A 12108-nucleotide genomic window follows, 5' to 3' on the forward strand; every position below is an offset into this window, starting at 1 on the left:
ATTAAATAAATGTAATGGATAGTAAGCCTGACATGAACTTACTTAAGTTAACTGCTCATTAAAGAAGTCGATACTTCTTTTCCACGCTAATTCAGCCATGGTCGGTACATAACGTGCTGTCGAATCATTATGGAAGCCATGATTAGCTTTTTCATACATAAACATCTCATAATCTACGCCATACTTTTTCAAGTCAGCTTCATACTCAGGCCAGAATGCATTAACCCTTTTATCTAACTCAGCAAGTTGAATAACTAGCGGTGCTTTAATATTTTTTCTTAATTCAGCAGAAGCCGGTGTACCGTAGAAAGGAACGCCTGCATCTAGGGTTTCAGGTACTTTTGCGGCTAACATATTTACAATATAACCACCAAAACAGAAACCTACTGCTCCTAGTTTACCAGTACTTAATGGATGTGTTTTTAGAAAGCTAGCAGCAGCAATAAAATCTTGTTCAATTTTCTCTTTATCAAGTGACTTTTGCATCACTTTACCTTCATCATCATTACCTGGGTAACCGCCTAATGAATATAAAGCATCCGGAGCAAAGGCAATAAAGCCAGCTTTAGCTAAACGACGAGCAACATCTTTAATATAAGGATTTAAACCACGGTTTTCATGAATAACTAAAACGACGGGTAGCTTGCCATTAACTGTTTTTGGTGTAACAAAGTAACCTTGCCCTTCACCATGTCCATCAGGTGATGCAAACTTTTCATAGGTTGCAGTAATATCATCATCATTAAAAGACACTTGCTCTGCTAATGCATAATTAGGTGTTAATGCTGTCGATAAAGCAGCCAAGGTAACACCGGCACCAGCAATGCCAGCTAAACGTCTTAAAAAAGTCCGTCTATCAATATCACCATGTGCATATTCGTCATACCAATCAAAGGCTTCTTGAGGAATTTGCACCGTACTTTGTTCTTCTGTTCCTGATTTTAATTCCGTAGATTTAGTCATATTAACACTCTCATTATTTAAAATTTATTAGAAATAAAGAAACGATCGTTCAAAACATAACTATTTTTTGAGCAAGTGTAAATTAATTAATAACCATTATATTAATAAGGAAATAGAGTAACACAGAGGAATATTTTAGCTTTTACAATGAAAATACTAGGCAAGTATGGCGCTTAATTAAGCGCCTTAATATAAGAGCCTATCACTGTCACGTCATAAGATGACTGGATTTCAGCTAAGGCTGCTGCAATATGCTTATCTTCTTGGTGGCCATCAATATCAATGAAAAAGTGATAATTGCCTATTTGAGAACGAGTTGGACGAGACATTATTGAGGTTAAATTTACTTTCTGTAATGCAAAGGCGCTCACAATATTACCCAGCACACCAGGACAGTCTTGTTTGTTATTAACCACCAATGTCGTTTTATATTGTTTATCTGCAATACGTGCCTGAGGTGTTTCGGAGAGCACTAAAAATCGAGTTTGATTATTCGCATAATTAGTCACATCATTATTGATGATATTAGCATCTTCAGCATGAGAAAGTGCATGTTGAGGAATAATCGCCCCTGCCTTATTGCCGTGCTTTTTTGCCAACACTAAAGATTCAATATTACTTTGAGTGTTATGAATTTTGACACCCTCTAAGCCATTAATAAACTCAGCACACTGTCCATGTGCAACAAACTGCACATAAAGGTCTGTAAGCTCAGACATATCCTTACAAAAACCAACAAAAGAAAACTGAATAGGAAGTAATAATTCAGAAATAACCGATAGCTTAGTATCTAACAGTTGATCTAATACCACTTGAACATAACCTTCCGATAAATTTTCAATAGGTAAAACACCTAACTGACACTCTTTACCAACAGCTTGGAAAGTTTGAGTCAAGGTACCATAGTATTTGATATCAGTGGCTTGTACTGATTGTTTCGCTTGTATCGCTTGAATATATCGCTTCGTAGCTAAATCTGAAAATGTATCTTTAGGGCCAAGCGTTGCAATAGTGAGCATAAAATACCGAGAGTAATAGAAAAGGGAAAGATGGTACCGATTATATTAAATAAGTGATAAGTATGACATAAAAAAGGTGAGCTAGTTGCTCACCTTTAATTGATTAATTAAAAGTCCATATTGGTTTTTAATTTTTTCAACGCGTTGGCTTCTAATTGGCGCACACGTTCAGCGGAAATACCATAACGGTCTGCTAAATCATGTAATGTCGCTTTAGGTTCGCTTAACCAGCGTGAACTTAAGATGTCTTGGCTACGTGTATCTAATGTCGATAACGCAGAGTACAACTTGTTCTTAGTATGAGACTCAGTATTTTCCTGCTCGATCTGAGTTTCAACACTTGCTGTTTTATCTTCAAGAAAATGCATCGGCGCGAAGTTATTATCGTCATCATCGTTAACACTTAAATCAAATGAATGATCCTGTGCATTTAAACGAGATTCCATTTCCAGTACATCTTTTGTACTTACATTTAACTCTTCAGCTACCGCTTCAACTTCTTCTTGCTTAAACCAACCTAAACGCTTTTTAGACTTACGCAGGTTAAAGAATAATTTGCGTTGTGCTTTTGTCGTGGCAATTTTAACCACACGCCAATTACGAATAACGTATTCATGAATTTCAGCTTTTATCCAGTGCACAGCAAAAGATACAAGACGCACGCCCACAGTTGGGTCAAAGCGTTTAACTGCTTTCATTAAGCCTACATTACCTTCCTGAATGAGATCCGCTTGTGCTAAACCGTAACCGGCATAACTTTTAGCAATGTATGCAACAAAACGAAGATGTGACATAACTAGCTTTTTAGCGGCTTCTAAATCACCTTGGTAAAATAGACGTTCTGCTAACTCTTGCTCTTCTTCAGCACTGAGCTTAGAAAATGAATTAACAGATTGAACATAGGCTCCAATACTTCCTTGAGGAACGAGACTCATCGAATTTATTGTTTCACTCATGATTCACCTTTGAATACTTTAAGTTTTGGTAATAAACGTTTCTTTACAGAAAACAATTCATTATACAGTAGCATTATAAAAAGAAAAATCTTTTAAATACCTAAAAAAGTTAGCTAGCTATCAAAAAATTTAAATAACACTTATCAGCTATTTTTCGCTTAACATGACGTGATAGCCAATATTGCGCTAACACATGATGCTGAAATAGATCTCTAAAGTGTAAAGAGTTAATTCGCATAATTTGACCATCAAATAAGTCAAAAGTTGCATAAGCAATCAATCTTCCATCTAGACGAATTGCTAATATTTCCTTACATTCAGCAATTAGATCTACTAATTTTGTCTCTTTTTGAACCGCCATCTGTTCTTGAATTAACGCTTGAAAAGTAGGTGAAGAGACTGGTAACAATTTAATATCAACAACTTTCATAAAACACCCATGCTCCATGTCCACAATGAAATGATGTGAACTCGATCACATATTACAGGCAAAACAAAAGAGATCAAGCAGATCTCTTGTTGTTAAGTATTAATTAAGTTTGTGACAATTTTAATTAAGTTTGTGACTTTAATTAAGTTTGTGACAAATCTTAGTTCCAAATAAAAAATAGGCAAACATTATGTGGTTGCCTATTTTAAATGTTCATTCCTGTAACTTTCTAACTATAAAAGGTTTTGTGATTGTCTATCAATCAAAGTGACATAACTCATGTTTTAATTCTCTGTAAGTAACAAAATTACTTTCGCCCCCAAAGCGATGTGTGGACTCCACCAACTCTAACAAGTAGCGTAGAGTATCGGTAACTAATCAGGAGATCATATTATGCTTAAATCTAATATTTTCGGGATCGATCTAGCTAAAACAGTACTTCAGGTTTGCCAAATCAGCCAGCACGGAGAATTGGTTATGAATAAAGCCGTTAACCGACAAAAGCTAAAAGAGTTACTCGCTAATGCCAAGCAGTCAATCGTTGCAATTGAAGGCTGCGGTAGTAGTAATTATTGGGGTAGATATGCCGAACAATTTGGTCATGAAGTCAGAATAATTAGTCCGAAAAAAGTAAAAGGTTTCCTTCAAGGCCAAAAAACAGATGCTAACGACGCATTAGCAATTGCTAATGCAGCTTTACAAATTGGTTTAAAATACAGTAAACCTAAAAATGAAGAACAGCAATCACTGCAATCTTTAGAAACTAGTCGAGTATTTCTCTCTAGAAACATCACTTCACTGGGCAATCATATTAGAGCAATGCTGTATGAATACGGCATTACAAGTTCACGAGGGGCATTAGGATTAAAAAAAGCAGTTCAAGATACGATTGATGAGCCTAGTTTAATTCCTGCCTGTTTAATTTCTACTTTACGTCAATTGTGGGAACAATATCTGCACTTGAAAATTGAATTTACTAAGCTAGAGAAAGTAAAGAATACATTAGTGAGGCAGTTAAAGCCTTGTAAAAGTTTGATGGATTTAGAAGGTGTTGCTGAAATCTGCTCTGGGATGCTGTATTCAACTATTGGTGATGGAAAACAATTTACAAGTGGTCGTCAAGCTGCCGCCTTTGTTGGTGTTACCCCAAAACAGCATAGTTCAGGAGGTAAAACCAATATGACAGGGATTATTAAAAATGGGGGTGTTAAAGAATTGAGATGTGCTCTATACCAAGGAGCGCTTTCATACATATCCAGACTGCCTGAAGAGCCCACAACATTAAAACAAGCGTGGTTAATACAATTGAGAGAACGCTTAGGCATTAAGAGGACCTGTATTGCACTAGCAAATAAAATGGTCAGAACAGCCTGGGCTATCTTAAGATATGAAACTAAATACCAACAACAGTTATTAGTGACAGAATAAAAAAATACGTTAACTCAATAAAATAGCTTTACCCAATTTTACAACAATGATGAAGCATAAACGGTAAGACCAACCTATTAAAACCTGTCTATCTCGGAAGTCATAAAAGACTGTCAAAGCGATGAGGATAATAGGTGCGCAAACATCTTAGGCTAGAGGGTAGCTCTCTCAATAAAAAGCCGTATATACGAATGCATCTTAAATGTTTATGTAAATTAATCGTTGTAAAACAGGTGGAGTCCATATACGAGATAGAAAACTGACCTGACGCTTAAACTCTTGTTAGCCATTAATTTGTGCGAGTAGCAATGACTTTTATACCCAATGCCACCATTGCTCCACCTAAAACACGATCAATCCAATGACCATACTTTTTAAAGCGAAGGTTAATTGCAGGTCTTGATAATATTCCGACTAATAAGGAAAACCAAGCAAATTGAATTACCATAATCCATGCACCGTAGATAGCTATTTGGTAAACGGGCATGTCTGGAGATAAAACAACTGTAAATAATGAAACAAAGTATATTGGAGCTTTAGGATTTAAAGCATTACACAGAAAACCGACACCGATACTTTTCTTCGCCGAATATTTTGTAGGAGCGCTTATAGTCGATTCAGTTATATTCGCTGGTTTCGCTTTAAGACCTTTAATGCCAAGGTAAATAAGATAACCGCCACCCAAAATCTTAATTGCCCAAAGCGCACTTGATGAATTAGCAATTACAGTTGCCAAACCAAATGCAGAATATGTTATATGGATAGAAAGCCCTAATGCGATTCCAATACTACACATTAAACCAGCTTTTTTTCCATTAGATAATGTTTGCTGTGAAACTAGGACAAAATCAGGTCCAGGAGAGGCAGCAGCAAGCAAATGAATTGATGAGATTAATATTAAGCCTTGTATAAGTTCCATTTAAATACCTCAATTAAAATTATAATAATGGCTAACGCCCCAATAAGGGGCTAAAAATTGTTTGCTAAAATGTGTAGCGAAGCGAAACCGAGCAAACTGTTTTTAGTCCCGCTTAATTGGCTTGTTATAAGCACTACTGCTTACATAACTTTGACCAAGGCTGTGTAATACTTTATTTTTATTTACTAAATGCAACCTCACATCATCCCAATCAAGTATAAGATTCACTCTTTCTGTGACTTCACCATCTTGATTTATTTTTAGTGCTGCAAGAGCGATTGAGTTACCGTCACTTTGTTTTTTAAAATATTCTATTTTTTCTAAAATGGTATTTCGAGATGTCGCAACATTGTCCAAGATTAGTTGTCGAAGCTCTCCGTGGGCTTTACTAATGGAACTAATATACTTACGTGAAGCTAATAATATATTTACTTTTTCTGGCATTTCATTTGCTACAGCTCTTTTAAACGACTTATCTGAAGAAACTTCATCTTTATGAGTAAACATGCATGTTTTGTACTCTAACTCGCCATTCTTTTTATCCATTGATGTCCAAGAGCCACCTAATGAACTTGAATGAACTGCCAAGCCTCTGTGCTGCACATAATTTCGCAATGCTTCCATAAATCGGTATTCAAAACAGCCATCATATTGCAAAGAGAAGAAGTTTTTTACATCTTTACATCTATCATTTGTTAACAAACAAGCTTTTACATGTTGTCCTAAATGATCCATATATAATCTTGAAGCGGTCAAAAGGTTTACGACCCTGCGGTTGAGTCTAGCTCTAATGTCAAAGAAATCTGAATAGCCATCATTGTTTTTAAGCATGTTTTCGCATGTAATATCCATGCATTCTTTTTCTAACTCGAGGAAGTTAGAAATAAGAAGGTCGTATTTTTCTTCAATTGCAAAAGCACCTGACAAGCAATCTCTCGATGACTTTAATTTTAAATATTCAGACTCATTAATTTCTAATTCAAAATTAGATGCCAGAACCATTTTTCGTAACATGTATTGATTCAAGTGTGGCAAACCTCAATGTGCTTATAACGCCGCAATCACTTGCCGGAGGTCATGTGCATTGCCTTGTTAAGCATTTATATATCTGCTCAAACTGCGACCGGCTATATATTGATTTGATTTAGCTACAGATCTTAAATTTGCTTGCTCAGACTGTTCAACAGTTAACGATTTGACCGGGTTTCCTGCCAATAAACACCAATGCGGTGTAACTGGGATATACATATCGTTTCCAGGATTATCTGGGATAATAAGCTCGCAATCAGGACTTTCTACCAATATCCATGGTGTGTTTCGGTGTATATCTAAAAAATGAATTATACCGCCATGCATAATTGCACCTTTAATATTTCTATTAGGAAAACTTCCTGCTTCGTCCACATAGCTAATATGAGAAAGATCAAGATCTATCTTCTCTTCTGAGGTTAAAGCTGTAGGAGTTAAATTGAAACTACCAATTTGATCCTCAAATTCATCTATACACGTTCTATATTTCCACAGTGCATAGAATTGATTCACAATCTCCGACTCGGCTGGAAGTAACTCAGTCCTCTTATTTGCAAGCAACTCTTCAATCACACCCTGATATTTATCTTCAATTCCCTTGCCTAGCCCTTGCTCAGATGATTGGCACCACTTTCGGGTAACACAAAAAATCTGATTACCAGGCCTAACAAGAAAAGGGCCATTTCCAGATAGTCTACGGACGTATATACAATTCTCATCATTAAGAAATCTCTCCAAAGATCTTTTTGGAAAAGTATGCTGGTTTTTAACAATTATTCGATTCATAAGTATGCTTAACGCCTCAATCAGAGGCAAAAAATAGTTGGTTAAAATTAGCGACGCAGGAGCAAAACCAACTGTTTTTTGTCCTGCTGAATTGACTTGTTAGCTCACGCACCACTGGACAAATTCGTTTATATGACAATTATCTTCAACCACATCTTCTAGTGGGTTATCCAATAGTTTTTGCTTAAATTTATACCATTCACCAGTTTCTTTCGCCTCAAGACAGAGGTGTGGCTCAATTGCACCGAGCGACCAGACCCAAATCGAGTTATCTTTGAAGTACTGCCTAATGTTTTTAATATGCTCACTAGCTTTGTCTTCTTTCGCTAGTAGCTCGAAAATATCCGAAGCTTTAAAGTTATTTCCTTTCGTTGGATTCCTACCATTTAGCAGAAAACCATGTGTAGGCTGTATCTCTTTAATAATATCTAAGCAAGACTCTAAATCTGGGTGCTGTTTGTCAATTAAGTTTTTTGATTTTGCCACGGTAAAAGCAAAGTCTAAATCTGCTAGAGCTTTCGCAGGTATATTCATCTCTTTTAAGATCGAAAGCATACCGGGAATGTTTGGTGATCCTGTAGCAATTACTAGTGCCAATTTTGACTCACCTAAAGTTTTACCGGTAACAGACTGAAATAAAGTAGGCAGTACGTGTTTTTCTGTATCTCCCTCAGCAATCAAGACCATATCTGAAAATAAGATTTGTCCTAGGTTATATGTATCGAAAAGAAGCCTAGCTTGTGATTCATTATCATCTAGAACTTTCTCAATCGCCTCTTTTAATCGACTTTCTACAACTGAACCCTCGTCATTTTTACGAACAATATTTGTAATAGGGATATCCACCTGATCAATCATAAATGGTGAGTGCGTTGAGAATACGACTTGATACCCTTTGCTCGCTAAAACCTTTAATGAGCCACGTATTTGTTCAATTGCTTGAGGGTGGAGGAATAATTCAGGTTCATCAATCAGCAATAAATTAGTTTTTCCTTCTTTAGTTGCGTCCTTAGTTATCTCAGCAAGGTGTCTAATCAAAGTCATCTGTATAGCTCTTTGAGCACCATGCCCCATATTACTAAAATCAGTAACTTGCTGATTTCCAGATTCTTTAACTTTGATGCTACCTTGTTTAAATAAATCGCTAATATCAGGGGTTGGGATATCTAAGTTAAGGGTTAACCCTGGGAAAAAATCTCCAATTTTGCCATTTATTGAAGCGTCAAAATCAGAGAACTCTTTCAATCTTTCTTCACCACCAAGGTTAAGTTTTTTACCTATAGCTGATAAGGCAGTATTTATTTCTTCACCTTTAGTTTTAACGATTTCTTTTTGTAAGTTTGAAATCAATTTCCCAATTGTGTTTCCTGCTTTAAATTTAGAAACATCCTCCGCAGAGTCTTCCATTGAGTTTATGAATGTTGGTTCAGGAAATAATGTTGTAATAGCCTGAGGCAATCCATTTGGATTGCCCCATTCATCTTGTGGTTTGCTTGGAGATCTTATTCCAAGTACCACTGCATTTTTAGCAGTACCGGGTTTTTCTTGAAAGAAACGAATATCTAAAGAACCATTTTCAATATAAGGTTCGAGGCTAGATTTTTGGTTTGCTGAAAGGTGGTTAAGAGCTTCTTCACCCAACCCAGCTAAGCGAGCAATTATCTCTATTGGTTTTTCAGGGTCAAAAAAGTTTGTAATTGCTTGCCCTTTTCCTCGCACCAATGCATCCAAACACTTTAATATGTTTGACTTACCTGCATTGTTGTAACCTACTAGGGGAGTAAAAGGTTCCAGCTTAATTTGTGTTTTTTGGCATGAACGATAATTGTGAATTTCCATTTCAGCTATGCGATGCATAGTTCTTCTCCTAGTGAGCTAACGCCTCAAACACCGGCGCAGTTTTCTGCGTCCGTGTGCTTTGATTTGTTAGATTTTTCCAGTTTAGTAAGATTGTCAAAGAATATTTTTGGTGTCCATCCTTTCGTCAACCCAGACAATACAAATTCATCCAGCATATCAAGCCCAAAATCAGCCACTGGTTCTAATAGTTTCGCAGCTCCTGCACCTCCGGCTGCTCCTGCGGGTCCCGCTACTAGTAAGCCAACACCAGCCCCAATAGCAGACATGGCTACATTCTTTGTGAACCTTCCTGTTTTCGTTTGAAAAAAGCCTTTTGAGTTAGCAATTGCATCAACATACTCCTTAGTAATTTCAAGGCTATCTTCATTATTGCTACATTCTGCAAGCCATGACCGGAATTTCTTTGATGAATTTTTATTTCTGAGCTTCAATATCTTATCAAATGGTTTAGAATCGCCTGGAAACATTTGCTTAAGATCAGGTATGTTCTCCAGTTCTGAAAGTTCATTGAAGTTGTCCTGAAGGTTAACGGCTTGGTGTATCTTTTTGTTTGAGTCATTAAATATTTGGTAAAACTCAAAATTTGAGTATGAGGACATATTGCTACCAATCAGGTGGCTATATTGCAGTATTTCTTCTGCACACTCACATAGTCTTTTTCTTCCCTCCAAATCTAGCTCTCTATATGTAGATTTTTCAGGGGAAAGGCCATAAACCTCGAGTTTTCCACTATCATAAGCAGACTTTGATATAGCTACAGCCTTGCTAGAAAGGCTCTTCTCTGGCATTGAATAGACATCTCGAATCTTTCTAATCAAATTCTTTTTGTCAGAAGTTCTAGGCTGTTTACTCATCCAATTGAGCCCAAGCCTAATAGACTCTTCCGGATCTGAATGTGCAGGACTGTTGTATTGGCCATGAGTTAAAGGATCTATTCCATCAATATCATCTACCATATGTCCAAGCATCTGATCCCATAGAATAAATTTAAGTGCATTTTGATCTAGAAGAGCCTCAACACCTTTCACACCAAAATGATTTAGCAAAATAACTAGTGGGATATTTTCCCCATGAACCTTGAAAGACAAAGTATCAAAGAGCAGGAAGTTCTCAAATAGGGACGCATCTATAACTCGTCTTTGAGCAATAAATTCATATGGGGATGGGTCTGGAATCCCAGGGGTCTTAACTAAGTATTTTCTTGAAAAATCGTTAAGCTCAGAATTGTATATCGTCGAATTCATATTCTCTCGAAATCTAACAGTATATTATCCATAATTCACGATAGTAACGGATTATGAAATAAAAAATGATAAAATAATAATAATTAAATCATTGCCAGTCAAAGCTTTATAATAAAATATGTGGTTTTATTTTAAACATTAAATTTGTAGAAACTAAGCATTGCGTCACACTCAGCTCTCTTGCGCTGAGTATGACGCAATGCTTAAAACATTAAAGTTTATAAATCAATAAACTATAAAAAAATCCGTGTAGAAAGCGAGCAATTAAATGCTCACTTTCTACACAAAAAATTGCATTTTTATATAAACCCCACTATAACTGTATAAATAAACAGTTGTGATGAGGTGTTTTTATGATTATCAAATCTCCTTTTTTACAATCTCTTCGAGATGTAATTCGAACAAAACGATATAGCCTACAAACAGAAAAAAGTTATTTATATTGAGTAAAATTTTTTATTATTTTTAATGATAAAAGGCATCCTAAAGAAATGGGCGCAGCGGAAATAAATCATTTTTTGACTCATTTAGCAGTAAATAGAGGCGTTAGCGCTGCAACACAAAATCAAGCGTTATGCGCTTTAGTGTTCATGTACAAACACATTTTCGAACAACAATTTGATGGCTTAATTTTTTCTTACGCTAAACGCCCTAAAAATATTCCAACTGTTCTTTCTCCAAATGAAGTAACAGCTATTATTAGTCACTTAAAAATGCCTTATAGGCTAATTGTTTCTATCCTTTATGGCTCAGGTTTACGTTTAAATGAAGTATTAAGGTTACGCGTAAAAGATATCGATTTTTCAAATCAAACTATATTTATTTTTAGAGGAAAGGGACAAAAAGATAGATTAACAATATTACCTAAAGAGCTTAATGAAATTATCACTAACCAAATAAGCCATGTTGAAGCTATACATAAACAAGATTTACTTGATGGATTTGGTTTAACTTCAGTACCAGCGTGATCACATAGAAAATATAAAGCAGCAATGAAAGATTTTGCATGGCAATATTTATTCCCTTCTTCTACTCGTTGTGAACACCCTATCGATGGATATATTTGTCGCCATCATCTTCATCCGTCAACGTTAACTCGCCATTTACGGCAAGCAGTCATAAAAGCAAAGATCAATAAAAAAGTATCAGCACATACATTTCGCCATAGTTTTGCAACGGCCTTATTACTTAATGGAACTGATATAAGAACAGTTCAAACGTTACTTGGGCATTCAGATTTAAGAACAACCGAGATATACACACACGTGATTGGAGAAAGACACGCAGGAACGGTCAGTCCATTTGATAATATTTTTCATAAATTATAAACATAGAAAAAGACTTTACAATCCGTAATGGCCTTATTGCATTTGTGCTTTTTAGAAATATAGGTGACCTGGTCAACTGGATGATTCAACAGATAAATAGAGCAAAACTTCTATCTCGCTATGTGCCCCTTTGATAGATAGCTTTG

The 12108-nt window shown here is 36.0% G+C and carries 10 protein-coding genes and 1 pseudogene; 2 read left to right on the forward strand and 9 right to left on the reverse strand.

The window, feature by feature from the left end; translation table 11 throughout:
- Window positions 1-42: 42 nt before the first annotated feature.
- The 4 genes from OW492_RS04400 to OW492_RS04415 form a co-directional block, all read right to left on the reverse strand.
- Complete coding sequence (locus tag OW492_RS04400) at window positions 43-963, reverse strand: dienelactone hydrolase family protein (protein WP_290038712.1); 921 nt, start codon at window positions 961-963, stop codon at window positions 43-45.
- 173 nt (window positions 964-1136) lie between these two features.
- Complete coding sequence (locus OW492_RS04405) at window positions 1137-1982, reverse strand: prephenate dehydratase domain-containing protein (protein WP_290038713.1); 846 nt, start codon at window positions 1980-1982, stop codon at window positions 1137-1139.
- Window positions 1983-2089: 107 nt separating this feature from the next.
- A complete protein-coding gene (gene rpoH / locus OW492_RS04410; protein WP_290038714.1) occupies window positions 2090-2938 on the reverse strand; it encodes an RNA polymerase sigma factor RpoH in 849 nt (282 codons plus the stop codon).
- Between the two features lie 109 nt (window positions 2939-3047).
- The gene (locus OW492_RS04415; RefSeq protein ID WP_290038716.1) at window positions 3048-3368 is read right to left on the reverse strand and encodes a hypothetical protein; all 321 of its coding nucleotides are present in this window, start codon (window positions 3366-3368) and stop codon (window positions 3048-3050) included.
- Window positions 3369-3761: 393 nt separating this feature from the next.
- On the opposite strand from OW492_RS04415, the gene OW492_RS04420 reads away from it, so the two are divergent.
- Window positions 3762-4796 carry an IS110 family transposase gene (locus OW492_RS04420; RefSeq protein WP_290038718.1) on the forward strand — a complete coding sequence of 345 codons (1035 nt, stop codon included), beginning with the start codon at window positions 3762-3764 and terminating at the stop codon, window positions 4794-4796.
- A gap of 289 nt (window positions 4797-5085) precedes the next feature.
- On the opposite strand, the gene OW492_RS04425 is transcribed toward OW492_RS04420, so the two are convergent.
- The 5 genes from OW492_RS04425 to OW492_RS04445 all read right to left on the reverse strand — a co-directional run bounded on the left by OW492_RS04425 (window position 5086) and on the right by OW492_RS04445 (window position 10634).
- Complete coding sequence (locus OW492_RS04425; RefSeq protein WP_290038720.1) at window positions 5086-5715, reverse strand: LysE family transporter; 630 nt, start codon at window positions 5713-5715, stop codon at window positions 5086-5088.
- 102 nt (window positions 5716-5817) lie between these two features.
- Window positions 5818-6741, reverse strand: a complete 924-nt coding sequence (locus OW492_RS04430) for a hypothetical protein (protein ID WP_290038722.1) — start codon at window positions 6739-6741, stop codon at window positions 5818-5820.
- 66 nt (window positions 6742-6807) lie between these two features.
- Window positions 6808-7530, reverse strand: a complete 723-nt coding sequence (locus OW492_RS04435) for a DUF4238 domain-containing protein (RefSeq protein ID WP_290038724.1) — start codon at window positions 7528-7530, stop codon at window positions 6808-6810.
- Window positions 7531-7629: 99 nt separating this feature from the next.
- Window positions 7630-9387 (reverse strand): ATP-binding protein, encoded by a 1758-nt coding sequence (locus OW492_RS04440; protein WP_290038726.1) that lies wholly within the window; start codon window positions 9385-9387, stop codon window positions 7630-7632.
- A gap of 26 nt (window positions 9388-9413) precedes the next feature.
- Window positions 9414-10634: a hypothetical protein gene (locus tag OW492_RS04445; protein ID WP_290038728.1), complete on the reverse strand. Its 1221-nt coding sequence runs from the start codon at window positions 10632-10634 to the stop codon at window positions 9414-9416.
- A gap of 491 nt (window positions 10635-11125) precedes the next feature.
- Here OW492_RS04445 and OW492_RS04450 point away from each other — a divergent pair.
- A pseudogene (locus OW492_RS04450) lies at window positions 11126-11962 on the forward strand (integron integrase).
- The last annotated feature ends 146 nt before the right edge of the window (window positions 11963-12108 follow it).

This window comes from Psychromonas sp. 14N.309.X.WAT.B.A12, from assembly GCF_030397575.1.
Classification (GTDB): domain Bacteria; phylum Pseudomonadota; class Gammaproteobacteria; order Enterobacterales; family Psychromonadaceae; genus Psychromonas.